This is a genomic window from Virgibacillus chiguensis (assembly GCF_900129865.1).
Lineage (GTDB): Bacteria > Bacillota > Bacilli > Bacillales > Amphibacillaceae > Virgibacillus > Virgibacillus chiguensis.
In genome coordinates, this window is record NZ_FQXD01000010.1 from 125337 (window position 1) to 151945 (window position 26609).

Genomic DNA, 26609 nt, shown 5'->3' on the forward strand with positions numbered 1-26609 from the left:
GGACCTTATTAATTATTACTACGTTTATATTCGCTGAGGATGCCATTATGCCTAAGTTTTTTCCTTATAGAAATGAATATTGTTTACACTATAGGAAGTATAAGGTTTTATTCGGTTATAGTATAAGCAAAACGGAGCCGTTTTTTTACAAGATAAGAATAATGGAATAGCGGTGTCCGGATCGATCGCACAGCAACAAAACAGCTTCACTTCATTACCTTAAGTAAGTCATCATTGGTTCGTGCTAAATAGGAAGCCGACAAAAACGAGCTGGCGGAGGGCGTCGGCATATTCCTGATGCAGGGCATGATTCCTGTCTCAATGAATACTATCCAGTCCCCTGGCTGCTAACCAGAAACTTATGCCTTTGTTTGAAATTCTAGCAAAGTACTTTTATATAAAAACTTTAGCAATGATAGCAACATCTTTCCCTTTTGGTACTCCTCTCAAATGGTCTACATTTCCACCTTCAACTTGCTAATTATGTTTATATATTATATACTACATTACAAGACTAATGCACTCATGTACATGACGGAAAGGGGGTTGCAAATTTGCTGTTAGATACGAGTGGGATGAAACCGATTTATATTCAAATTGCCGAGTGGATAGAAGCAGAAATATTGAATGGAAACTTTTTGCCACATGATAAAGTGTATTCGCAATATACGCTTGCTGATATGTTTACCATTAATCCGGCAACGGCGGCAAAAGGATTAAAACTCCTGGCAGAAGAAAATATTTTATACAGTAAACGAGGACTAGGGAAATTTGTAACCCCAGAAGCAAAAGAAATCATCATGGATAAGCGGAAAAACCAAACATTAAAACAATTATTGGAAGATGTAGTGGTCGAAGCTGAACAGTTAAAGGTGGATGAACAGGAGCTTATGCAGCTACTTCAAGCAACCATAGCGAAGCGGAAGGGGAGAAAATAATGGAAGCGATTGTCTGTGAAGGGTTGACAAAAAAGCAGAAACAATTGACTACGTTAAAAGAAGTGTCTTTTTCCATTCCTGAAAATACGATCGTAGGCGTTGTCGGTCGAAATGGAGCAGGAAAAACGACATTGCTTAAAATTTTAGCTGGATTATGGAGGGCATCAGCTGGAAATGTCCATGTGTTAGGAGAAAATCCGTTTAATAGTTTATATGTATCAACAAATACGATTTACATTAGCAATGAAATGGTATTGCCGAACTCGCTTTCTTTATCGGTGTTACTAACAGAAGCAGGTCGTTTTTATCCGCGGTGGAATGACGATCTAGCTAGACGGTTAGTTGAATACTTCGGGTTTCGGGGCAATGACTTATATACACAGCTTTCAACAGGTAAAAGAAATACATTTAATGCAATTATTGGACTGTCTTCCCGCTGTCCGATCACAATATTTGATGAGCCAACTACAGGAATGGATCAGGCAGTGCGCAATGATTTTTACCGAGCTTTACTAAAAGATTATTTGCAAGTACCGCGTACAATTTTACTATCTAGTCATCATTTAGAAGAAGTAGAAGAGTTATTAGAAGCTGTATTGCTACTGGATAGAGGGAAAAAACAACTCTATCTCCCTATGGATGATGTAAAACATGAAGCTGTAGGTTTAACGGGGAGAACAGAGATGGTTTATACATATACACAAGCCAAAACGGTCTTTTATCGAGAAAGTATTGGTATGGATACAACGTATACGGTGATAAAAGCGAATCAAGTGGATATGGAAAAAGCAAAACAGCTCGGTATTCAGGTAACTCCTGTATCCGCAAGTGATTTTTGTGTTTACCTAACGCGTGCAGGAAAAGGAGCGATTGATGATGTCTTTCAATAATATTTCGCTGTCATCCATTGTTTGGAAGCAGTACCAATATAAACAAAAAAGCTATGTTGGTATGTATATGTCTTTAATGGTATTGCAGCTTATTGCAATACTAATTTCTATAGAAGGTACACTTTACACGGGGGAAACTACGGATGTTTTTACTTTAAACATGCATCACTATTCTGCAGATGTCGCCTTCTTCTTCACCGTTATATGGGGAGGGATCAGCGCTACATTGCTTACGACAAAGGGATATTGGGTAGAAAATTTTATGTTTGTAACGAATCGTCTTAGCAATCATTTGGCAAATATTATGTTATTGACTACGGTAAGCATTGTAGGTGGGATAACGGCATTGTTAACCAAGTATGTAAATGTCGTTATGCACTATATGTTGCGTGATGAACCGATTATACAAATAAGTACGTTAGAAAGTTCTGAGCTGATTGCTGGTGTCCTAGCTATGATTTTATATATATTGTTCGCTTGTGCGATTGGGTATGTATACGGAATTATTCTACAATGGAATCGTTTTATAGCAATTGTCATTCCAGTTTTGCTCGTTGGTTTGAACTTTGGACTCGGCTATATAGGCTTATATGCAACAATGTATGATTTTTATCTTCAAGAAACTTCTTTCCTGTTATTTATAATAAAAGTGCTAGTTACAATTACTGGTTTATTTGGTTTAGCCATTGTTCTATCTAATAGGAAGGAGGAATTGAAATAATGGGCGTTTTAGCGTATTTGCCTCTGTTAATTTTGCTTCTGTTTGTTGCCATTATTTTTGGTGTTCTCAAACTCTCTAAACATCGTTTTCGTCATTACCATCAATATGTAAAGTTTATTTTTCTAGGGTATGTCAGCCTACTATTGATTGCTGCCGGGATCTCAATTTTTGTTCCATATAATGAAGTTGTTAAAAGCGATGCGAAGAAAACGGATATCTTTTTGAATAATTATTTTGCAGGTGACCGCCATTGGCAGGATGTAGATTCCTCCTATCAGCAAAAACAATGGGAGTTTTCTGTATCTTCTAATCAACCATTACATATAGTATCGCCTGATGGTGGCATGGATGTGTATGTGGAAAGAACAGGGGATTTGCAAAATAAAATTGACATCCGTTATTTTCAGTCTCCACACTTTATTAATGGTATCAATGTGATGCAATTTATAGAAGAAGATGTATTTCCAATCGTTACATTTCAAGACTCGCAACTGACGATAAGGGAGCCGAAAAGCATAGAAAAAAACTTTTATACGATACAATCGGAGCTCCCATTTAAACAGTTTAGCGAAGAAAGCAACTTGTCAGATGGGGCGTTTCGTGACGGTGAAAGAATCTTGTTGATTCGTGCTAGTGAGGATATAGAATTGAAGCCGGATGGCAACATCACATATATTAATCAATAACAATCGGATAGTAGATAAGTCTCTAAGGAAATGCTGTAATCGGAGAAATTGACATTTACAGTGTATCTAGATAAGGGGACTTTTTGCTTGTGTTTTTAAAAAGAGTATAAATTTTTTTGTAGTATAAGAAAAACGACGGCGTTCTATCGTCATCAAGACTTTTGCGATAACCGTCGTTTTTATTTTATTGAAATGTACAACAAATATGAAAGAAGTCAACATTGCAAGCGTATTGTCTTTAAAACATTGCCATTTGTCCGTTGCATTGCTACTTCCTACCTACTTGGGAAGAATATTTTTGTAAACAAATATAGGCAAAAGTTCCTCTTAAAACAAAGTTTTCAATACTATATAATAGAAGTAAGTGGATGAAAGACAACATATAGCTGGAAGACAGAAGTCCGAGGTGAGGAAATGGAATCATTGCATTGGATTAATGGACAAATTACCCGAACACAAAATTCACTATATATGCTTCATCTTCAATTAGATGAAAAAAGAAGAGATCTAGAACGACTTGTATTAGCACAAGCAAATTTACAGGAGAACCAGGAAAAACTCAAACAGTATAAAACACAGTGTACAAAGCCAGATTTAACTGAAAATACATGGGCGGGTCACTTAGCAGATCAATATGAGCAGTGGAAAGAACTTACGCTGTTTAGAAGTTATATTGATTTATATGATTATCAATTAACCCAAACGTTGGAGCAATTAAATGATAAAATTAAAGAAACGAAACAATCCATTATTGATATCCGTATGGATTTGTCAACTCAAAGTCATATTTTAGATGATTTATATGGGAAACAACGAAGGGAGTTATTGAATTAATGAGTGACGAAATTAAGGTAACCCATACTCCAATTCAAAAAGCGATTACAAATGTAGAAACAACGAGCAATCAATTGCATGTGAATAGGATAAGTACGCAATTAGCCAACAATACACTTGGTATGGCAAGAAAATTAGAAGAAATGAATGACTTGCTAGAGGATCTTATTTCGAAATACCAAGCATTGTTATTAGAACACGGAGAAACAACAATGAAAGCGGTTAATTTATTTATCGAATCGGAACAGGCTACTGCTTCATCCATGAATTTGATAAAATAAGTAGAAACAATTGTCACACAATTATTAGGCTGTTCATAAAAGTTTTACATATGAAAGAAATCATTCATTACATGGAACAATTGATTGTGAAATTAAGTACATTATAAAGGCACTTGCCATAAGATTTGACACATACAATCGGGTTAAAGAGCTTTTCATTTCTTTATTGGCATGCCATAATAAAGAAAAAACGTAGGTTAGGAATGAAAAAATGGGTAAAGAAGTAACATTACATATAAACGATGATTATAGCAAACAAATGCGAGAAGGGTATCCGCTTATCCATAAAGAAGCTGTAAAGGAGCAGGAGTTGCCAGAAGAGGGCTCCGTGGTTCGGCTATTGGATATGAAAAATCGATTTATTGCTAATGGATATATCGGTGTTCAAAATAAAGGAGTAGGCTGGGTATTGACGCACCGTCAGGGTCCATTGGATCTTGCAGCGTTATTTCAGTCTAAGATGTTAGCGGCGATGAATAAACGCCAAGGCTTTTTTCAATCCCCGGACACAAATGCGTTTCGCGTATTTAATGGCGAAGGAGACGGTATAGGTGGTTTAACGATTGATTATTATGCGGGTTATTACTTAATTAACTGGTATAGTGAAGGGATCTATGCATATAAACAGTTGGTCATCGACGTTTTAGATACATTAGGCGATTATGATGCCATTTATGAGAAAAAGCGATTTCGTAAACATGGTGAGTACGTGGAAGACGATGATTTTATAAAAGGAGAGCGCGGGGAATTTCCGATTATTGTGAAAGAAAATGGCATGCAATATGCTGTTTATTTAAACGATGGTGCTATGACAGGTATTTTCCTAGACCAACGTGATGTTCGTAAGGCAATACGTGATACATATGCTGAAGGCAAGCGTGTTTTAAATACATTTTCTTATACGGGTGCGTTTTCCATCGCTGCTGCGTTAGGTGGAGCTGAGAAAACGACAAGCGTGGACCTCGCAAAACGGAGTAAGCCAAAGACTGTAGAACAGTTTAGTGTAAATGAGATTGATTTTGAGCAACATGAAATTGTGGTCATGGACGTGTTTGATTATTTTAAGTATGCGCGCAGAAAGCAATTGCAATATGATTTAGTCATCCTTGATCCTCCTAGTTTTGCACGATCTAAAAAACGAACATTCCGTACAGCAAAGGATTATCCTACCTTGCTTCAAGATGCCATTTCCATTACAAGTAATCATGGTGTCATTGTTGCATCTACCAATAATGCTAGTTTTGGTATGAAGAAGTTTAAAGGTTTCATCAAGCAAGCGTGTCATAAAATGCACGTGAATTATAATATTCTGGAACAGTATCAACTGCCAGCTGATTTTCAAACGAATAAACAGTTTATCCAAAGTAATTACTTGAAAGTGTGTATCGTGCAAATACAGAAAAAATAAGTGTAAGCTTGATGAAGACAATTGCTTGCTATTCATCTTTTATAAGCAATAGCTGTCGTATTTCCTGAAGATTTATATCCTTTTATAGTGAAAAGCTCCGTTCACCTTTTGCGTGTATGGAGCTTACTTATATCCTATATGACCATTTTCTTTCACATCATCCCTCCATAAAAAGATGTTTTATTTATAAATTACAAACAATTTCGCATGCTCCTGTTGTATATTTATTATTAATAGTGCATAATAATTCATAAACAATTAAAAAAGGGGGCGATAGGATGGTAATTGGAGTGAAAGAAACGTTAAAAGGTTTAAAAGGGAGAGACTTTTTAACTTTGGCTGATTATACCCGTGAGGAAATAGAAGAGTTAATTGATTTTGCGCAAAGATTGAAAGCAAACCATAAAATTGGTAAGCCAGATCCATTGCTACAAGGTAAGACGTTAGGGATGATTTTTGAAAAATCTTCAACGAGAACGAGAGTGTCCTTCGAGGTCGGAATGTATCAACTAGGTGGGAACGGAATTTTTTTAAGTTCCAATGATTTACAAATTGGGCGTGGGGAAACAATTGCAGACACAGCGCAAGTATTGTCAGGATATTTAGACGGAATTATGATTCGCACTTTTTCGCAAACAGATGTAGAAGAATTAGCGAATAAAGCTAGTATACCTGTAATTAATGGGCTAACAGATGTATATCATCCTTGTCAGGTTTTAGCCGATTTGTTAACGATAAAAGAAATAAAAGGTCAGCTTCAAGGCGTGAAAATAGCCTATATAGGTGACGGCAATAATATGGCACATTCGTTAATGCTTGGCGGGAGCATGTTAGGAATGGATGTTGCGATAGCATCTCCGAAAGGCTATCAACCAGATGAGGAGATTGTAACCGAAGCTAGCAAACGAGCTGATCAGTCTGATGCGAGCCTCCTAATTACGGATGACGCTCGAGAAGCTGTACAGCAAGCGGATATTATCTATACAGATGTTTGGGCGAGTATGGGGCAAGAAGCAGAGCAAGCTAAGAGAGAAGTAGCATTTGCTGATTTCCAGGTAAATAGAGAATTAATGCAACTAGCAAAAAATGAGGGCAACTTTATGCATTGTTTACCAGCCCATCGAGGGGAAGAAGTGACTGCTGAAGTGATGGATGGTTTACAATCCGTTGTTTTTCAGCAAGCAGAAAATCGATTACATGCTCAAAAAGCTTTATTAGCTGCTTTAATGAGCGATTAAGTAGAAGTTCACAGGAAATGTGCTCGAATTTGTAGAAAAGTCGCTGAAGTTTATAATATTTACCGAATATGCAAAACGCCTTTACGATAACATACATCGTTTTCTGCGTTCAAGGCGTTCAAATCTTCGAAAAGCAAAAATTACTTTCGTGTGAGTGCTTCCGTTTGTACTGTTTCTTACAGGAATTTAGCCTACTTTTATTTGGGGGGTTTCCATTTTATAAAAAATGAGATTTAAAACGTAGCATATCACCTTATCGTTTTGGAGATATGCTACGTTTTTTAATAGCTGTTTGCATGATGTCCCTATTTCATCCACGTACACGATAGAAAAGGAGTAAGGTTCATATGGTATGAGCCTCTATTTATCTTGAAGGAGTTGGAAAAACCCATCGATGTAGATGGGAGCTCTAAGCCTACTTCTTTTCTACTCGTAAACCTGTAGAATCCATTTTTCTTTGCTGGATGTTGTAGCTAGGAAATGCTGCTTGTAACTTTTGCTTGTTCTGGGTGCCAGTTCCTTTAGGGAAAAAGGAGATCATCGTTGGCCCAGCACCACTAATCACCGTACCATATGCACCAAGCTCGTTCGCTTTCTGTTTGATAGGCGCATAGTTTGGAATTAATTCAGCGCGATAAGGTTCATGAAAGATATCCTTTTCCATCATCTTTCCTGCCATTGGATAGTCTTCGTTCATTAATGCTGCAATAAAGACATTCCCAATACTGCTTGCTTGTGCAGCATGAGCTCGTGAGTACGTATCCGGTAACACATTTCTTGCAGCTTCGGTTTTTAATTCATCTTGTGGAATAAAAATGATCATATCTATGTTTAATTGATCTATTCTATAAATATCAACAGAAGTATCCTCGTTATAATTCGTTATGACAAGTCCACCAAAAAGAGCCGCACCCACGTTATCGGGATGGCCTTCTTGCTCTGTAGCTAACTGTAGTTTTTCCTCTTTTGAAAGGTGAAGCTGACAACATTGGTTGGCTAATTCAATGCCAGCAATAATTGCTGATGCGCTACTTCCCAAGCCACGAGCTAATGGAATGGAACTATCGATGGTTAAACAACAAGTAGGTAGTTCTTTTCCGTATTGTGTAGCCGTATGTTGCGCTATTTGATAAATAAAATGATCTGTATAATTGTTGCAAGCTGGGAGTAACAGAGACTGTTGGTAGATTTTCCATGCATCATTTTCAGAAACAGTTAATGTAAGATATAGATCCAGTGCTAGTCCTAATGAGTCAAAGCCAGGTCCGATATTTGCGGAACTGGCTGGTACAGAAATGGTAAAGTTGTTCATACGTTAACCTGTTTCGTTATATAGTCTATTACTGCCTGTTCATCATTTGGCAATGATACAGGATCGATGTTTAATTGATCGATTGCTGTTTGTGGATCTTTTAACCCGTTTCCTGTTAACACCGCTACCACTTTACTTCCTTGTTTAATTGTTCCGTTGTTTGTTTCGCGAATAACGCCAGCAATGGACGCATTAGATCCTGGTTCAGCAAAAATTCCTTCCGTTTGCGCTAATGTTTTAAATGCATGGATAATTTCATCGTCACTAACAGCTTTTATCATTCCTCCCGACTCATCTCTAGCAGCTTCAGCTAATTTCCAACTAGCAGGGTTTCCAATCCGAATCGCTGTTGCGATCGTCTCTGGTTGTTCAATGACTTGATTTTGAACGATGGCTGCAGCTCCTTCCGCTTCGAATCCGAACATTTTTGGAAGACCTGTTTGCTTAAAAGCGTCGTATTCTTTAAAGCCTTTCCAATAAGCACTGATATTTCCTGCATTACCTACAGGGATAGCAAGCACATCAGGAGCACTTCCTAAGGCATCACAAACTTCAAAAGCAGCTGTTTTCTGTCCTTCTATCCGGTAAGGATTCACCGAATTAACTAAGGTAATGGGCTGGGTTTCACTTAAATGACGTACCATCGTTAATGCCTCATCAAAATTACCATCTATTTCGACAATCTCTGCTCCGTACATGATCGCTTGTGCTAGTTTACCGAGCGCGACTTTTCCTTTAGGTATAACAATAATTGCTTTGATGCCAGCTTTTGCAGCATAGGCTGCAGCAGAAGCCGAAGTGTTTCCAGTTGAGGCGCAAATAATAGATTTACTACCTTCTTCGATTGCTTTTGCGACAGCCATTACCATTCCTCGATCTTTGAAAGATCCAGTTGGGTTAGCACCTTCTATTTTTCCATACAATTCAATACCTAATTTTTGTGACAAGTTTGTCAATGGAATAAGCGGGGTGTTCCCTTCATGTAATGTTAGTGCAGGTGTATGATGTGTTGTTGGTAAATACTCATGATAATGCTTTAGTAGTCCCGGCCACTTCATCTGGCGCATCTCCTTCCACTTTATAGTAGCTTTTAATTTGCTGGACGACATCTAGATCATAAAGTTGTTTTAATGCATTTTCAAAAGTTGCTAAAGATGTTTGATGTGTAATCAAAATGATTTCTGCTAAATCTTGTTGCTTCATTGGTGTTTGTAATATACGTTTAAAGCTCACATGTAAGTCATTAAATAATGTGGAGATTTCCGAGAATGCTCCAATTTGATCTTTGACATGAATACGTAAATAAAATTGTCCAGAACGTTGTTCACTGCTGCGCAATGTCGCAGAAATTCTTGGTTTTAAAGAAGAATTACCATTTACGCCTAATCGCATATTCTTTATTACGGTAATAAGATCCGAGACGATAGCGGTCGCTGTCGGCAAGCTTCCCGCACCAGGGCCGTAAAACATTGTTTCACCAACCGCTTTACCATATACATAAACGGCGTTGTATTCATTCTTTACAGCTGCTAAGGGATGGTCATTGGATAGTAAGGTAGGTTGTACACTCACTTCTATTTGTCCGTCTTCACATTCGGCAGAACCAATCAATTTCATGGTATAGCCAAATTTTTCTCCATACTCTAAATCTGCTAATTCTAAATCTTTAATACCGTTTACTTCTACTTCGGATAAAGCAACATCTGTAGAAAAAGCGAGTCTCCCTAAAATCGCCATTTTTCTAGCCGCATCTAATCCCTCAACATCTGCTGTTGGGTCAGATTCTGCAAAGCCTAAATCTTGCGCTTCTTTTAAGGCTGCTTCGTACGTCATTCCTTCGTTTGTCATTTTTGTTAAAATGTAATTTGTAGTTCCATTCACAATTCCCATCACTTTTTCAATTTTATCTGCAGCTAAACCGTCCGTTATCCCTCGTAAAATAGGAATACCACCTGCTACGCTAGCTTCGTAATAATAATCGCATTTATGCTCACGAGCCGTTTCTTCCAATTCTGTTCCATGTAAAGCAATTAAATCTTTATTGGCAGTAACGACATGTTTTTTAGCTTTAAATGCCTCCAGTGTATATTGATAAGCTTCTTCAATACCTCCCATAACTTCGACGATCACGTCTATTTCTGGATCTTCGAGAACGTCTGTTGGGTCGGTAGTGAGAAACGTTTGTTGCACATTAACGTTACGAGCTTTATCGAGATCGCGCACTAATACACTCTTAACTTCAACAGAACAGTCTAATTGGTGAACAAGCTCTTTTTGCTGACTTTCAATAAGCTTCATAATTCCTGAACCAACGACACCTAACCCTAATAGACCGATAGAAACCTTGTTTCCCACATCATCACCTCATTTTATGTTTAATAGTAATTTAAACACGAAACAAGGAGTATAGCAATAGTGAAAGTTCCCAATAATTAATTTCACTTCAATATTTGGAAGACTTTTATGTGTTTTCATAGATTGTAAAATCTAGCCGCAATGTAAGGAGGCTTTAAGATAAATACTTCCTTATTTAAAATGCAATTATTTTATGGAGATACGAATTCCTTTGCCTTTCCATGTAAGCTTTTTCTATGCTTATTTTAGAGGTATGCATAAATCAGAGATATATTTGTGGAGAAATTGCGTTCCAGTATTAAATTTACGTTAAGAACAGGAGCTCATGTTCATTTAGTTGGCATGATACGAGTAGGTACATTCATATAATTTAGTTGGGGGTGGAAGTGTATGAAATTAAATCCAACAGAATTAGAAAAGTTTGTAGATGCTTTACCTAAAATGCCTATTTTAAAACCAAAAGGGAAGAAAGATTATGTGGATTACTATGAAGTTAGGATGGTTGAATTCACGACTTCTTTGCACAGAGATTTACCTCACACATTGGTATGGGGGTATGAATATAGTGTTCCGGGCCCTACAATTGAAGTGTGTTCCAGCGCGAGCATAAAGGTAAAATGGATCAATGCATTGCCGGAACGACATCTTTTACCTATCGACCATACAGTACATGGTGCTGGAAAGGATGTGCCAGATGTTCGGACCGTTGTGCATGTCCATGGTGGAGTAACGGAGCCGGAAAGTGATGGCTATCCAGAAGCATGGTTTACAAAAGACTTTGGGGAGGTAGGCCCTTTTTTCACAAAACAAATTTATGATTACAGCAATAATATGAAAAGTACTGCGCTTTGGTATCATGACCATACATTAGGAATAACGAGATTGAATGTGTATGCTGGTTTAGCGGGCTTTTATATTATTCGTAGTCAACAAGAAAAAGAGTTGAATTTACCTGCTGGGAAATATGAAATTCCATTGTTGGTGGAAGATAAGACAGTAAATGCAAATGGTTCACTGTATTATCCATCACAGCCGCAACCCCCTATCCCATCTTTGCCTGTATCTATCGTTCCTGAGTTTGTGGGAGAACTAAATATGGTGAATGGGAAAATATGGCCTTATTTAGCTGTGGAACCGCGTAAATATCGTTTTCGTTTATTAAATGCTTCAAACTCTCGTTTTTACCAATTTTACTTAGATTCTGGTCAGTTCTTTTATCAAATTGGTACAGATGGTGGGTTCATGAATCAAACCATTGCTGTGAGACAAATTCTGCTTGCACCTGCTGAACGTGTAGATGTCATTGTTGATTTTTCGAATATGTATGGAAAAACAGTCGTGCTCCGAAACAATGCGCCCATACCTTACCCTAATGGAGAAGCTCCTAATCCAGAGACAGTCGGTGTTGTGATGCAATTTAAAGTAATAGAACAAGCAACTTCTATTGATACAAGTTGTATCCCGGAATTTCCTGGTTGTGTTGATAAAATTGAGACTGAATTAGCAATGAAAGAAAGGATGTTAACGTTAGATGTAACAAGAGATGCTTATAATCGCCCAGTTTTGCTCTTGGACAATAAAACATGGTCTCAACCCATTACGATCTCTCCAAGATGGGGAACCACGGAAATATGGTATCTTATAAATACAACGGGGGACACCCACCCGATTCATATTCATTTGGGTTTTTTTCAAATTATAAGTAGGCAAACTTTTGATGTGGAACATTTTAATGAAACAGGAGAGATTATTTACACAGGTGACCCTATGCCTCCAGAACCGATTGAAAACGGCCGGAAAGATACTGTGCGTGCCAATCCAGGGCAAGTAACAAAAATAATAAAACATTTTTTTACGTATACTGGAAGATATGTATGGCATTGTCATATATTAGAGCATGAAGATTATGAAATGATGCGCCCGTTTATTATTATAAAGTAGTGTGGATATTTTTTATAGAAAATAAGGCTGATTGTAAAACTTTATGGTGGAAAAACTTTTTGTTTATATTGTAAGCGCTTTGGATTCTGTTAGCTATTTTGACAAGCTATCGAATGGAATAAATACAGCATGAAGTTTTCATTCTTTTTTGATATACTTAATGTTATACCTCAGATTGATATAGGGAGGAAACATTGTTGGTTAAAGATGTGAAGTTACAAAAGGATGCAATGCGTGTTTTAAAAGAAACGAGCAGAACCTTTTATATTCCGATTAAGTTGTTAAAGTCAGTATTAAAAGATACGGTCGGCTCTGCATACTTATGCATGCGTGCCATTGATGAAATAGAAGATCATGAACAGCTTTCTGCCGATACAAAGCAGCATTTACTGCGGGCTACTTCTAAGCTATTGCAAACGTCTGTATTTGATAAAGAAGCTTATCTACAATTAATGAAGCCATATCAAGCAATACTTCCAGAAGTTACTATGCGGCTTGCTGATTGGTTGCACGTATGTCCAGAAGATATCGTAGCAAAAATTAAACAGTCTACAAGTATGATGGCTGATGGTATGGCGAAATGGACCGAAAAGAATTGGAATTTACGTACAAAAGAAGATTTAGATGAATATACATATTATGTTGCTGGCCTTGTCGGGGTGATGCTTTCAGATATTTGGAATTGGTATGATGGGACGAAGACAGACTATGATTTAGCCATTGGATATGGCAGAGGTCTCCAAGCAGTAAATATGTTAAGAAATCAACAAGAAGATGCAGAACGAGGCGTTGATTTTATGCCTGATGATTGGACAAGAGCGGATTTATTTATGTATGCAAAAGAAAACTTACAACAAGCGGATCGCTACTTAAAAGATATTCAAACAAGAAACATTTTATTGTTTTGTAAAATTCCGCTAGCTTTAGCGAAAAAGACATTATCGGCTTTAGAAAACGGTGAAGAAAAAATGTCGCGAGCCGAAGTTGAAGCTACAGTCGATGATATTTTAAAAAAATAGATTGATGCGGTAGAAAACATGGAAAAGTTAATAGAAAATAACATGTGCCAGTAAACTTGCGAATAAAATAAAGTATTCTTTCAGGTGTTTTTTTAAAGGAATAAGAAAGCATAAGAATTTGATACTATGGCGTAACCGAATGAGCCACCCTGTTCTATCGCCCAGCAACTAGGCGCCTTCACGAATCGCCTTAAGCTAAGTCATCATCGGCTTGTGCTAAATAGGAAGGCCGACTAAAGACGGGTTTGCCGGAGGGCGCCGGCATACTCCTGTTGCAGGCGCATGATTCCTAAAACTTTCGTTGATTCGTTCCAGTCACTACGTTGCTAACCGGGCGCCCCGAGCCTTTGTTCCACTATAGAAACGTATAAAAGTTTAAAGGTTTATAGTATAAGAAAAACTACAGCTTTTTCCATAAGGCTTGATGACGAGTCTTCGTTTTTCTAGTATAGAAGTCTTGATTGGTTGACAAAATAATAACATCAACCTATAATCATGAATTGTGTTTAAAAACGAGCAAGTCGATGGATTTTTGTCAAGATTATTTCATACTGCACTTGCGGTATAGGTGCGACGAAGGCTTTTGCTTTAGTAACGCAAGGAAAACTACCTAGTGAAATGGCGAGGAATAATCTTTATCCATCCAATGGTCTTTAATGACGAGTGAAAAGATGTTTGAAAAGGAGGATGAATAGGCGACTTGAATTTCGATTGTGTTTTGTTTCGAACAACACGTAATGGAATGGCATAATACTTCTGTATAGGTAGAAACAAACCGTCAAAGAAATTCGCTATGCCATTTTACTGACTTTTTAAACCAGCTTGTGTAAGCAAATTATAGGCACTTGCTCCTAAAATTAGGAGGAAAAACGTGGACTTAAAAAAAGACACGAAGTTAGATTGGCCAGTATTCATGATTAGTGGAGGAATACTGATACTGTTTATTCTGTTGTCACTTTGGAGTAGCGATGCAGTCGGGAATGCAGTGGATACGTTGTTTGCATATGCTTCAGATATTTTTGGTGCTTATTGGCAATTATTATTGTTAGGAAACTTCTTTATTGGTTTATTTCTAGCTTTTTCAAAATATGGAAGAGTTAAGCTAGGAAATCAAGATCAGCCAAAATATAGTTACTTCAAATGGGTTTCCATGATATTAGTAACACTCCTAGCAAGCGGTGGTGTGTTTTGGGCTGCTTCTGAACCAATGTACCATTATATGACAAACCCACCATTATTTGGAGGTGGTGAATTTCAGAATATCAACGCTGCCTTTGCACAATCGTTTATGCATTGGGGATTTTTAGCGTGGGCCATTCTAGGAACACTTGCTGTTATAGTGATGATGTATGTGCACTATAGCAAAGGTTTTCCGCTTAAACCAAGAGGGTTGCTATACCCTTTATTTGGTGAAAAAGTATATCATAAAAGTGCAATCGGTACTGCCGCGGACGTATTTGCTATCTTTGCAACAGTAGCAGGAACACTTGGACCTTTAGGGTTTTTAGGTTTGCAAATATCTTATGGAATGAGTCATTTGTTAGGCACTCCTAATACTTTAACGGTAAGTATCATTGTAATTATTGGTTTGGTGCTTGTTGCAGCTATTTCAGCTGCTACTGGTGTAGATCGAGGAATTGTAACATTAAGCCGCTATAATGTAGGCTTTACCATATTTTTAGCTGTACTTGTACTCATTGTAGGACCAACTGCGTTTATTATTGATGCTTTTGTTGGTGGCACGGGGGTACACTTGCAAAATTTCTTTACCATGACATTATTCCGTGGTGATGAAGGCTGGCTGTCGTCTTGGACAATCTTTTTCTGGGGTTGGTTCCTTGGCTATGCACCGATGCTAATTGTATTTATTAGCAGAATCTCGAGGGGAAGGACGATTCGGGAATTAATTATTGCTGTTTCTATCGTAGCCCCGATCGTTAATAACTTTTGGTTTTCCATTGTTGGCGGAACAGGAGTGTTTTTTGAGAATAAACATCCCGGATCCATTTCTGAGTCGTTAAATGAGGGAGGCATGCCTGCAGCAGTAATGGCAATTACGGATCAATTGCCATTAGGTATGTTGTTCGGTATCGGTTTTCTCATTGTTTCTATTATCTTTGTTGCTACGACAGCTGATACGATGTCGTATACTATAGCAGCGACCATTACTGGAAACGATCATCCAAAACGTTGGTTACGTGTATTTTGGGCTTTAATTTTCGGTGGAACAGCGGCAGCAATTTTAACTATTGGTGAAGACAGTGTTGCTTCCATTCAAAATTCTATTGTTATAACAGCTGTACCTGTTTCGGTTTTACTGCTCCCAGCTCTTTGGAACGCTCCAAAAATTGCCCGGACAATGGCATTGGAACAAGGTTTAATTTGGCAAAGAGAATTACTGAAAAAAGTAGATAAATAAAATATAATCTCTATCTAATAGGAGTGGACTTCCTGTTGGGTGGAGATTTTTTTATAGTCTAGGAAATTGCATTTGTGGATAAATTTACTAAGTTATTTAACCACGTCCGGCTCCAGCACCCAGCAACTAGGTGACTTCACTCCATTTGCCTTACGATAAGTCATTATCGGTTCGTTCTAAATAGGAAGGGAAGGCCGACTAAAAACGGGCTTGCCTGGGTGCGTCGGTAACCCCTGTTTTAATGGCATGATTCCTAAAACTTTCGTTGATTCGTTTCAGTCGCCCGGAGCCTTTGTTCTAATTCAATGAAGTTTATTATAATTTCGTTTGAGTTTTATAAAAAGTCGCTGAAGTTTACAAGATAGTTACTTGAAGTTCCCAATGAAGTCGCTGAAGTTCACAATTATTCACGAGGCTGCTACTGTTTTTATTGGCTTGGGTTGAAAAATCTTTAGGTGTTTTCGCGGTATGAAACGATCCTTAGGGAAGGAAAGACCTCCCAACTGATGGAAGATTCACTTTATAAAACGTTGAGTATACGCACTTTTATGTTCAATTGTGAACAAATTCAAAACCTTGAATTAAATAAGAAAATTAATTAAACTATACATAAGGTCATCAGATGACCTTACTATGGGATGGGTGAAAACGCTTTACTTAAAGAGAGAGAAATGAGGGGTTTCTATGTATCTATTGGTGGCACTCAGTGCAATCATTGCACCGTTTGTTTTTTTAGTAGTTTTTCGTTTGCCTGCTACAAAGGGAATGACATGGAGCGCTTTCATTGTGATTGCGCTTGCTATGACAATCTGGGGAGTAGAAGGAAAATTAATTGCTTCCTCCATTTTACAGGGAATACACAAAACGTTAACGATACTTTGGATTTTATTTGGGGCACTTGTACTTTTAAATACACTACGGAAAACAGGAGCAGTTGATCGAATAAATCAAGGTTTTCAAAACATTTCAACAGATATGCGTGTACAAGTAATTATTGTTGCATTTTTATTTGGATCGTTAATCGAGGGGGCTGCTGGTTTTGGGACACCAGCAATGGTAACTGGTCCATTAATGATCGCACTTGGTTTTCGTCCATTAGCGGCTGCAACACTTGCTTTAATTGCAGATAGTACAGCAGTTGCTTTTGGTGCAGTCGGAACTCCAGTTGCTGTTGGTTTAAGTACACTTCCAGAAGCCAGTCCTACGTTTTATCAAGAAATAGGTATTGCTATTACGACACTGGATTTATTTGCAGGAACATTTATTCCATTTACGTTAATTGTAATTATGACAGTGTTTTTTGGAAAAGGAAAAGGAAAAGGGCTGAGAGATGCATTACCAATGTTACCGTGGACGTTACTAATTGGCATCGTTTACACGTTATCTGCTTTGCTATATGCCGTTGTATTTGGGCAAGAATTTATTGCGATTTTAGCTTCCTTAACGGCTTTAATTGTTGCTACTTTCACCGCAAAAAAGGGGTGGTTACTACCAAGAAAATCATGGCAAGACGCATTACAGGAAGATTTTCAGTTAGAAACGAAGCCATCAAGTATGGGGTTGTTTGCTGCGTGGTCACCGTATGTCATTGTCGTTGTTCTGTTGTTAATGACGCGGATTATTACACCACTTGCTGAGTTTACGAAAAGCGCCATGGATTTTTCTTGGACAAATATTCTTGGGGTGGAAGGCATCACTTCCAACTGGGAGTTTTTGTATTCCCCTGGAACTGTTCTAGCAATAGCAGCATTGGTATCGGTTTTTCTACATAGAAAACGTTTTTCCGTTTTTGTTGCTGCAGCAAATCAGTCTTTTTTTACCATGAAAATGACAGCGATATCTTTAATAGCTACATTGGCTATGGTGCATGTGTTTACCAATTCAGGTATAAACGCTCATGAATTAGTAAGTATGCCGCAGTATATAGCTGCGTCTTTAGCGAACTCTTTAGGATCTATTTGGTTTTTAGTAGCTCCCTTTGTTGGTGAACTTGGATCGTTTATTACAGGAAGTGCTACCGTGTCAACGTTAACTTTTGCACCAATTCAACATAGTGTTGCAAATCAGATAGGTATGGACGTAAATGCTGTGTTAGCAGCGCAAATTGTAGGCGCAGGAGCTGGTAATATGATTTGCGTGCATAATGTCGTAGCAGCCAGTGCAGTCGTAGGCTTATCAGGGAAAGAAGGCGATATTATAAGGAAAACATTATTACCAGCCATTTTATATGGCTTGGTTATTGGACTAGCTAGTTATGTTCTCTTCTATGTGTGATGTTAAAGCATACTATCATTAATAGTACGGGTTGAGTTTATACGTTAGGCAAGTGTTACATTTAAAGGTTTATCGTATAAGAAAAACGAAGGCTTCCGCTATGGGACTTGGAGGCAAGCCAAGTTTTTCTGAAATATGCATTTATATTCTTATTTGTAAGGCGATTGCTAGCTTATACAATGTGCATGCCCCTTCCTTGGTAAACTTTGCAAATAGTAGGACATCAAGTAAAATGGGTTCAAACGAAGGGAAGTGGGAACGATGAAATACAAGCGTATCCAACCGAAAAAAATTTATGAACAAGTAGCTGATTCAATTATAGATATGATTAAATCTGGATCGTTACAACCTGGCGACAAGTTGGATTCTGTGGAGAAATTAGCAGCGAATTTTGAAGTAGGCCGATCGGCTATTCGTGAAGCACTTAGTGGTCTCCGTTCAATGGGGTTAATAGAAATGCGTCAAGGGGAAGGTACATACGTGAAGACATTTGACGCAAAAAGATTCACGCTTCCGGTTAGTACCGCGTTCTTAATGAAACGTCAAGATGTACAAGAACTTTACAAAGTCCGTAAAATATTGGAAGCAGGCGCTGCTAGATTAGCTGCGGAAAATTATGAGGAAGCGGATTTATTAGAAATGGAGCGAGCATTAGTCGTTATGGAGCATGCCAAAGGAAAAGAAGCTTTAGCTGAGCAGGCGGATACCGAATTTCATCTCGCCATTGCCAAAGCGACGCATATTAATCTATTAAATCATTTAATGGGTAGTGTTGCCGAACTCATGTCAGAAACAATACGAGAAACGAGACAAATATTATTATATACCGAAGATCGAGCAGATATTTTGTTTCAAGAGCATCAACGAATTTTTGCAGCAATAAAAGATAGACGGGCAGATCAAGCGGAAGAAGCAATGTACGATCATTTAGAAAAGGTAGAAGCAATCGTGTTTAAACACCTGTAAGTATGATTATCTGCCCGCTACAGATAGAAAAATGGGGTGAACGTAATGAAGGTTTCATTATTTATTACATGTGTCAGTGACATCATTTTTTCCGATGTCGGTAAAAATACAGTGGAAATTCTTGAACGTGTCGGCTGTGAGGTGGATTTTCCCGCAGCGCAAACTTGCTGTGGCCAGCCAGCATATAATAGCGGGTATGTAAAAGAAGCGAAGCAAGCGATGAAACAAATGATGCAAGCTTTTCAAGATTCTGAGTATGTCGTAGGTCCATCAGGCTCATGTGTCGGTATGTTAAAAGAGTACCCTGCTATTTTCAAAGATGATCCAGAGTGGCAAGAAGCTGCTGTTGATTTGGCAAATAAAAGCTATGAAATCACACAGTTTTTAGTGGAGGTTTTAGGCGTAACAGATCTCGGAGCGACATTTAAAGGTCGGGTTACTTATCATCCATCGTGTCATATGACACGTATTCTTGGTGTGAAGGATGCACCGCAAACTCTTTTACGGCATGTGAAGGGAATGGAGTTTATCGAATTACCTGTAAAGGAAGATTGCTGCGGGTTTGGGGGAACGTTTGCGGTGAAAAATCCAGAAATCTCACAGGAAATGGTAAAAGAAAAATCACAGCATGTTTCTGAGACGAAAGCAGAATATCTAGTTGGTGCTGATATGGGCTGTTTAATGAACATTGGTGGTAGGATGAGACGAGAAGGAAAGAACGTAAAAGTTGTTCACATTACGGAAATTTTGAATTCTCACGAACAAGGCGGGGGGATTGCATGAGTATTAAACTCGGAGATAGGTCATATCAAGAGCGTATTGAAACAGGAATAGAGAATGATTTCATGAGAGATGCTGTATCTTCTGCGCAAGGTCGATTTAGAAACGGACGTATCACGCAAGCGGCAGAACTTGGTGATTGGGAAGATTGGCGACAGCTAGGATCGGAAATTCGTACACATACATTAGAAAATCTCGATTACTATTTACAGCAGTTAAGTGAGCAAGTAGCTAAACGTGGTGGAAATGTCTACTTTGCTTCTACAGCAGAGGAAGCAAATGCGTACATTGAAAAAGTGATTACCGAAAAAAACGCGAAAAAGATTGTTAAATCCAAATCGATGGTAACAGAAGAAATCGGTTTAAATCAGCAACTAGAAAAAATGGGAGCGGAAGTTGTGGAATCGGATTTAGGGGAATGGATTTTACAACTTGACGAAGATCCACCTTCCCATATTGTGACGCCAGCTTTGCATAAGAATAAAGCGCAAATCCGCAAGACGTTTGCGGAAAAAAGAGGGTATAATGGATCTGATTCTCCTGAAGAACTAGCAGCTTTTGCCCGGGAACAACTACGAAAAGATTTCCTTTCCGCAGACGTTGGTATTACAGGGTGTAATTTTGCCGTAGCCGAATCTGGTGCGATTACGCTAGTTACGAATGAAGGAAATGCACGTATGGTTACCGCTTTGCCTGATACACAAATAACCGTCATGGGAATGGAACGCATTGTCCCTACATGGGAAGATATGGAAGTTTTAGTAAGTTTATTGACGAGAGCAGCTGTTGGACAGAAATTAACCAGCTATGTGACATCTTATACTGGCGCTAGGCTAGAAGGGGAAATTGACGGACCGGAAGATTATCATTTGGTCATTGTTGATAATGGGCGTTCTAAAATACTAGGCACAGAATTTCAATCTGCTTTACATTGTATTCGCTGCGCCGCCTGTATCAATGTATGTCCTGTCTATCGACATGTCGGTGGGCATGCTTATAACTCTATCTATCCAGGGCCGATTGGTGCTGTGTTAACCCCATTATTGGATGGATATGAGGATCATAAAGAATTACCCTATGCCTCATCTCTTTGTGCTGCCTGCACAGAGGCTTGCCCGGTGAAAATTCCATTACATGAACAGTTGATTCGCCATCGACAAATTATTGTAGAAAAGGAGAAAAAATCACCCGTAACGGAAAAAATAATGATGAAAGGATTTGCTCAATGGGCTTCGACTCCTGCAGCGTATAAATTAAGTACGAAATTGGCAAGAACAGCTTTAAAGCCGTGGACAAAAGAAGACACAATTAAAAATGGCCCAGGTCCTCTAAAAGGGTGGACGAATGTGAGAGATTTTCCGGCACCAGCGAAACAATCCTTCCGTGCTTGGTGGAAAGAACGGGAGAAGGGGGAAATAAATCATGACCATTCATAATCAAGATGCATTTTTAAGTAATGTAGCTGCCCATTTAGGTCGGCCACGTCGTATGTCAGGAGTAGAGCGACCAACATGGAGTGTCCGCCCGCAAGATCGTGTGTTTGCAGGCTACTCCAAAGAAGAACTTGTTGCTATATTAAAAAAGCAATGTAAAGCAATCCATACAGATGTTGTGGAAGTAAGTACAGCGCAGTTGCCGAAAGCTTTATTACAGGCGATCGAGCGGTATGAAGGCAAAACGATTATTGCAGCTCATGATGAGCGAAATACTACTTATGGGTTAGAAGCATTGTATGAACAGCTCGGTGAAAAAATGGAAGTGCATATTTGGGATGCGCAGCTCGGTGAAGAAAATCAGCAGATTGCGGAACGAGCTGATATTGGTATCTCATTTAGTGATATCACTTTAGCTGAATCAGCGACAGTGACCTTATTTAATCATAAAGATAATGGGCGCTCGATTAGTTTATTACCAAAAAGCTTTATTGCAATTATCCCAAAAAGTACCATTGTACCTAGAATGACCCAAGCTGCTCAGCAACTACACACATCTGTGGAAAAAGGGGAGGTTACGCCATCTTGTGTTAGCTTCGTATCTGGGCCAAGTAATAGTGCAGATATTGAAATGAATTTAATTGTTGGTGTACACGGTCCCGTACAAGCTACTTATATTGTCGTTGATGATTAAAAGATAAAGAGAATTTTCAACCCGCGGAGGATGAAAGCCCCCACGGGTTGTTTAGTTAGAGTAGATAGTAATCTTCAATAACAAATGGTAGATAACATTAGGCCTATTCAACTTATATTTCTATTTGGAAGTCTCCCAGCACTTTATATGATAAATAACTAAACAGGAGACGCTTAGAGGTTAAATCTAAATCGACTCCTGTTTTTTGTTTTCTCTACTATAGGAAAGCAAAAATGTTAGGTAGGGTTTTATCGTACAGCAAAACAATGGGATTTTTTTCGCTATAAAGAATCGATGAGAACCCGAGTTTTGTTAAACGGTGTAAGATGATGAATCTAAAAGCATTGGAATGATTGGATTCGATTAAGGTCGATGCCAAAGTAAACCCAATTGAAACCGGTCCAGCGGTATCCGGCAATAGAATTTCGTCCGACGAATGTAGGGTAGAACCAGAAAGCGTCTCTTCTTAACCAAATATACGTGTAGCGAAATAAACAATTACGAATGCCTCCTGGGTCAACCGCGAAAGTTTGTACTTGTGATTTTTGCGGTGTGAAGGCTGGGGGTGGGGAGCTTGGTGGCTGATTTCCGGGTCCTGAAGGTCCACCACCTTGGTTTCCCGGAAAAGGTGGAAATCCGCTGGTCGGTGCACCTGGAAAACCTGGCATTCCACCTCCACCGCTTGGCCCTGTAGGAAATCCAGGCGGAGGACCGGGCGGAAATCCTGGAGGGCCAAAAGTGCCGCTTGACTGCCCTGGCCCAAAAAACATATTTCCTAACGTGGAAAAAGGAAAAACGCGTTCCTGATCCAAGCTCGGATCATAATGATAGTCATATGGGTACATACATTTTCCTCCTATAAATGAGTCGTCTAGTTTACTATATGGGTCAACTGCCTTATCTGTTATTCATTTCCGACAAATGGGCGCACTGTCCTAAATAGCTCGCTGTTATTAAAAAAAATTTACATGAAAAACTTATGCTTGCTAATAAAAATAAGTGGTGATAGGATTATCTTACTTTGTAAGTGAATAAAATGGATTTGTTCATGTGACAATCAGTGGAGGAATGAAAGAAAACGACACTGATTGTTATATTTACTCATGTACATTAGAAAGTACAAGTTTTGGAGTTTAATGATAGCTTTTATCATAAGCCCTTCGCAATTAACCAAGTTTTTCTTATACTCTAAACCTTAAAATTTATGCTTTCCTATAGTATAAAAAAGAATAATTTACAACGAGGAAGGAATTTTATAATGCGTTCAACAAACACAGAGTACGAATATTTAGCGGATGATCCGAATTTTAAAGTAATGCCAATGATGCTGTCATTAATTATTGGTGCATTCTTTGCTATTCTTAATGAAACATTACTTAATATCGCCCTTACGACATTAATGAAAGAGTTCCAAGTGTCTTTGACAACGGTGCAATGGATGGCGACCGGATTTCTTCTTGTGATGGGCATTGTTATACCTGCTTCTGCTGTGTTACTACAATGGTTTACAACAAGGCAATTATTTTTAGGGACAATAATCGTATTTACAGCGGGTACAACGATTGCTGCTTTAGCACCGTCATTTCCCATATTACTTACAGGTAGATTAATTCAAGCTGCGGGTACTGGTTTATTGATGCCAATTATTTTTAATGTGTTTCTACTTGTTTTTCCCCCACATCGAAGAGGGAAAGTGATGGGAACGGTAGGCCTTGTCATTATGTTCGCACCTGCAATTGGCCCGACTTTATCCGGTGTAATTGTGGAATATTTAGGATGGCGTTTTCTATTTATTACGGTTATACCGTTTGCCTTGTTTTCTATAGCATTTGCTTATAAATATTTAGTAAATGTTTCTGAAACTACAAAACCAAAAGTGGATATTCTTTCGCTTGTTTTTTCTACGATAGGGTTTGGATCACTCATCTATGGATTTAGTGCAGCTGGAGAAAAAGGTTTCCTTAACCCGAGTGTGTACAGTTTCATCGTTATCGGTGTGTTGGGGATCATCATCTTTTCTTTTAGACAATTTAAATTGAAGGAACCTGTTTTGGATCTTCGAGTATTTAAATACCCGATGTTTACGCACGGTATGCTGATGTTTTTAATTATTATTATGATGATGTTCTCCTCAGAAATTATCTTACCTATTTTTATGCAGGGAGCTTTAGCGTTTACTGCAGCTAAGGCAGGAATGCTGTTATTGCCTGGTAGTCTTATTAATGGCGTCATGTCTCCTGTGATGGGACATTTATTTGATAAATTTGGCCCACGTGTCATGATGATTCCTGCTACCATTATTTTAAGTAGTACAATGTTCATGTTAAGTAGATTAAACGAAAACACAGAAGCATGGATGATTATTGTTGCTTATATTATTTTAATGCTCACTGTTTCTGCCATTATGATGCCAGCAGAAACAAATGGATTAAACCAGCTACCGAAGCGGTTGTATCCACATGGGACGTCTGTGATGGCTACACTACAGCCCGTGGCGGGGGCTGTCGGTGTTTCTGTATTTATTAGTATTTTAAATGCTAGGCAAAACCTTTATTTAAGTCAATCGGCAACTCCAAATAATCCCACAACGATAAATGAGGCGATGATTATAGGAGTAGAGTTTGTTTATTTTATTGCGTTTACTATTTCGATTATTGCCGTTATCTTAGCATTTTTGGTTTATCGAGCAGTTCCAAGTGAACAGTTTAATGATATAAAGCAACAAGGAAAACCTGAGAAACAGAGTAGTGAAAATTAAATGAAAAAAGAGTTGCTAGAAGGTATTGACTCTAACGTAACGTTATCGTTTATGCTTTTTCTATAGGGTTTAGAGATTATAATATAAGGAAAATGACAGTTTTCACTATTAAAAAAAGTTAGGGAGGGATAGAGGTTGCAAATAAAGGAAGTTGCTGATTTAGTTGGTGTTAGCGTTCGTACGCTTCATCATTATGATGCCATTGGTTTGCTAAAGCCGGAACATACAACCGAAGCAGGTTATCGCATTTATACAGATGATGAATTGGAACGGCTACAGCAAATTTTATTTTATAAAGAAGTTGGCTTTCCTTTGAAAAAAATAAAAGCCATTTTAGATAATCCTACCTTTGATCAAGTTGAAGCGTTAGAAAAGCATCGCGAACGATTGCTTGCTAAACGAAGCCAAATTGATACGATGCTAGAAACGATTCAAAAAACGATTCAACATACGAAAGGGGAAATGAACATGAGCAACAAGGAACGCTTTGCAGGCTTTGATTTTAGTAACAACCCTTACGAGCAAGAAGCGCGTGAGCGTTGGGGGAATGAAGCTGTTGACAAAGCAAATGCCAAGATTAAACAATTAAAGGACGAAGAAAACTTGCAACAAACCATGAACGATTTGTATCGCAGGCTGGCACAGATTCGTAATGAAGATCCTGCTTCAGATATTGCACAACAGCGAATTGGAGAATGGTATCAACTGTTAAATCATATAGGAACCTATTCTTACGATGCTTTTAAAGGCTTAGGAAAAATGTATGTAGAAGACGAACGCTTTCAGAGAAATATTGATCAATTTGGGGAAGGATTAGCCATTTTTATGCGTGATGCCATGGCAATTTACGCAGATCATCGGTAAAGCTTCCTAATGACAGATAAAGCCTCAGTGTGGGAGCGCATGGCCCGCTGAGACTGTAGAAATATGTAAAGTCGCTGAAGTTCATCTAATTTCGCTTGAGTTTCATGGAAAGTCGCTGAAGTTCACAAGCTAGTTATTCGAAGTTCCCAATGAAGTCGCTGAAGTTCACAATGATGGACGAGTTGCTATACCTTAAACCAATAAAAAAACAGTAGAATCAAAACGCTGCTGTTTTTTTATTGTCAAGGAGGTTAGAAAATCTTGCAGCTGTGGATAAACTTACTAAGTTATTTAGCCACGTCTGGCGCAAGCGCCCAGCAACTAGGCGACTTCACTCCATTGCCCGAAGCTAAGTCGTCATCGGTTCGTACTAAATAGGAAGGCCGACTAATGATGGGCTTGCCGGAGGGCGCCGGCATACTCCTGTTGCAGCAGCATGATTCTTAGAACTTTCGTTTGCTTCGTTCCAGTCGCTACGTTGCTAATTGGGCGCCCCGAGCCTTTTTTCCACTATAGGAAAGCATTCCTGTAATAAAGCAAAATGAGGATTGAACAAAAAATGCCCCCTTGGTATGATACGAGGTGTCCAATGCTGTTGAGCAAAACTGGACCCTTAAAATGAACCAAGGAGGACTAACATGAATTATAAACAAAATGAGAAGATATTACAACTGACAGACAAATCTTTAATTATTGGGGTCGACATCGCCAAGAATAAACATGTTGCTCGCGCACAAGATTTCCGCGGGGTTCAATTTGGAAAGCCGCTATACTTTGAAAACGCGTTGGAAGGCTTCC

22 protein-coding genes and 1 pseudogene are annotated in these 26609 nt (G+C 38.5%); 19 read left to right on the forward strand and 4 right to left on the reverse strand.

Translation table 11 applies throughout. The features are described from left to right. Window positions 1-554 precede the first annotated feature (554 nt). The 8 genes from BUB45_RS12410 to argF all read left to right on the forward strand — a co-directional run bounded on the left by BUB45_RS12410 (window position 555) and on the right by argF (window position 6996). Window positions 555-938 carry a GntR family transcriptional regulator gene (locus tag BUB45_RS12410; RefSeq protein ID WP_073009791.1) on the forward strand — a complete coding sequence of 128 codons (384 nt, stop codon included), beginning with the start codon at window positions 555-557 and terminating at the stop codon, window positions 936-938. After that, window positions 938-1828: an ATP-binding cassette domain-containing protein gene (locus BUB45_RS12415; RefSeq protein ID WP_073009793.1), complete on the forward strand. Its 891-nt coding sequence runs from the start codon at window positions 938-940 to the stop codon at window positions 1826-1828. Before BUB45_RS12410 ends, BUB45_RS12415 begins: the two co-directional genes overlap by 1 nt. Then, window positions 1815-2549, forward strand: a complete 735-nt coding sequence (locus BUB45_RS12420) for a hypothetical protein (RefSeq protein WP_073009797.1) — start codon at window positions 1815-1817, stop codon at window positions 2547-2549. The genes BUB45_RS12415 and BUB45_RS12420 overlap by 14 nt, the downstream gene beginning before the upstream one ends. After that, window positions 2549-3235: a hypothetical protein gene (locus BUB45_RS12425; protein WP_073009799.1), complete on the forward strand. Its 687-nt coding sequence runs from the start codon at window positions 2549-2551 to the stop codon at window positions 3233-3235. The genes BUB45_RS12420 and BUB45_RS12425 overlap by 1 nt, the downstream gene beginning before the upstream one ends. A 414-nt stretch (window positions 3236-3649) precedes the next feature. Continuing rightward, complete coding sequence (locus tag BUB45_RS12430; protein ID WP_073009802.1) at window positions 3650-4069, forward strand: DUF5082 family protein; 420 nt, start codon at window positions 3650-3652, stop codon at window positions 4067-4069. Further along, complete coding sequence (locus BUB45_RS12435; RefSeq protein ID WP_073009805.1) at window positions 4069-4350, forward strand: DUF5344 family protein; 282 nt, start codon at window positions 4069-4071, stop codon at window positions 4348-4350. The genes BUB45_RS12430 and BUB45_RS12435 overlap by 1 nt, the downstream gene beginning before the upstream one ends. Window positions 4351-4561: 211 nt before the next feature. Beyond that, complete coding sequence (locus BUB45_RS12440) at window positions 4562-5758, forward strand: class I SAM-dependent rRNA methyltransferase (RefSeq protein WP_073009807.1); 1197 nt, start codon at window positions 4562-4564, stop codon at window positions 5756-5758. Between the two features lie 278 nt (window positions 5759-6036). Then, window positions 6037-6996, forward strand: coding sequence for an ornithine carbamoyltransferase (argF, locus tag BUB45_RS12445; protein WP_073009810.1), 960 nt, complete (start codon window positions 6037-6039; stop codon window positions 6994-6996). A gap of 415 nt (window positions 6997-7411) precedes the next feature. On the opposite strand, the gene thrB is transcribed toward argF, so the two are convergent. The 3 genes from thrB to BUB45_RS12460 are packed head-to-tail and all read right to left on the reverse strand — an operon-like array spanning window position 7412 to window position 10663. Continuing rightward, entirely contained in the window at window positions 7412-8308 is an 897-nt protein-coding gene (gene thrB / locus BUB45_RS12450) for a homoserine kinase (RefSeq protein WP_073009813.1), read from the reverse strand. Then, window positions 8305-9366, reverse strand: coding sequence for a threonine synthase (gene thrC, locus BUB45_RS12455; protein ID WP_073009817.1), 1062 nt, complete (start codon window positions 9364-9366; stop codon window positions 8305-8307). Before thrC ends, thrB begins: the two co-directional genes overlap by 4 nt. Continuing rightward, the gene (locus tag BUB45_RS12460) at window positions 9332-10663 is read right to left on the reverse strand and encodes a homoserine dehydrogenase (RefSeq protein WP_073009820.1); all 1332 of its coding nucleotides are present in this window, start codon (window positions 10661-10663) and stop codon (window positions 9332-9334) included. Before BUB45_RS12460 ends, thrC begins: the two co-directional genes overlap by 35 nt. 390 nt (window positions 10664-11053) lie before the next feature. Here BUB45_RS12460 and BUB45_RS12465 point away from each other — a divergent pair, with 390 nt between their 5' ends. The 8 genes from BUB45_RS12465 (at window position 11054) to BUB45_RS12500 (ending at window position 22189) form a co-directional block, all read left to right on the forward strand. Then, window positions 11054-12604, forward strand: a complete 1551-nt coding sequence (locus BUB45_RS12465) for a multicopper oxidase family protein (protein WP_073009823.1) — start codon at window positions 11054-11056, stop codon at window positions 12602-12604. A gap of 197 nt (window positions 12605-12801) precedes the next feature. Then, the gene (locus BUB45_RS12470) at window positions 12802-13623 is read left to right on the forward strand and encodes a squalene/phytoene synthase family protein (RefSeq protein ID WP_425303968.1); all 822 of its coding nucleotides are present in this window, start codon (window positions 12802-12804) and stop codon (window positions 13621-13623) included. A 913-nt stretch (window positions 13624-14536) separates the two neighbouring features. Beyond that, a complete protein-coding gene (locus BUB45_RS12475) occupies window positions 14537-16042 on the forward strand; it encodes a BCCT family transporter (protein ID WP_073009864.1) in 1506 nt (501 codons plus the stop codon). Between the two features lie 684 nt (window positions 16043-16726). Further along, complete coding sequence (locus BUB45_RS12480; RefSeq protein WP_073009826.1) at window positions 16727-18316, forward strand: L-lactate permease; 1590 nt, start codon at window positions 16727-16729, stop codon at window positions 18314-18316. Window positions 18317-18577: 261 nt separating this feature from the next. Beyond that, window positions 18578-19282: a FadR/GntR family transcriptional regulator gene (locus BUB45_RS12485; protein WP_073009829.1), complete on the forward strand. Its 705-nt coding sequence runs from the start codon at window positions 18578-18580 to the stop codon at window positions 19280-19282. Window positions 19283-19327: 45 nt separating this feature from the next. Further along, window positions 19328-20065, forward strand: coding sequence for a (Fe-S)-binding protein (locus tag BUB45_RS12490; RefSeq protein WP_073009832.1), 738 nt, complete (start codon window positions 19328-19330; stop codon window positions 20063-20065). Beyond that, window positions 20062-21498 carry a LutB/LldF family L-lactate oxidation iron-sulfur protein gene (locus tag BUB45_RS12495; RefSeq protein ID WP_073009835.1) on the forward strand — a complete coding sequence of 479 codons (1437 nt, stop codon included), beginning with the start codon at window positions 20062-20064 and terminating at the stop codon, window positions 21496-21498. Before BUB45_RS12490 ends, BUB45_RS12495 begins: the two co-directional genes overlap by 4 nt. After that, window positions 21485-22189, forward strand: coding sequence for a LutC/YkgG family protein (locus tag BUB45_RS12500; RefSeq protein WP_073009837.1), 705 nt, complete (start codon window positions 21485-21487; stop codon window positions 22187-22189). The genes BUB45_RS12495 and BUB45_RS12500 overlap by 14 nt, the downstream gene beginning before the upstream one ends. 335 nt (window positions 22190-22524) lie before the next feature. Here BUB45_RS12500 and BUB45_RS12505 read toward each other — a convergent pair whose 3' ends face one another. After that, window positions 22525-23034: a hypothetical protein gene (locus BUB45_RS12505; protein WP_073009840.1), complete on the reverse strand. Its 510-nt coding sequence runs from the start codon at window positions 23032-23034 to the stop codon at window positions 22525-22527. Between the two features lie 413 nt (window positions 23035-23447). Between BUB45_RS12505 and BUB45_RS12510 the strand changes: the two genes are divergently transcribed. From BUB45_RS12510 to BUB45_RS20455, 3 genes and pseudogenes are all read left to right on the forward strand, one after another. Further along, the gene (locus BUB45_RS12510; RefSeq protein WP_073009842.1) at window positions 23448-24947 is read left to right on the forward strand and encodes an MDR family MFS transporter; all 1500 of its coding nucleotides are present in this window, start codon (window positions 23448-23450) and stop codon (window positions 24945-24947) included. A 135-nt stretch (window positions 24948-25082) separates the two neighbouring features. Further along, window positions 25083-25811 (forward strand): MerR family transcriptional regulator, encoded by a 729-nt coding sequence (locus BUB45_RS12515; protein WP_073009845.1) that lies wholly within the window; start codon window positions 25083-25085, stop codon window positions 25809-25811. Between the two features lie 638 nt (window positions 25812-26449). Beyond that, window positions 26450-26609, forward strand: a pseudogene (locus tag BUB45_RS20455) (IS110 family transposase); the annotation flags it as partial.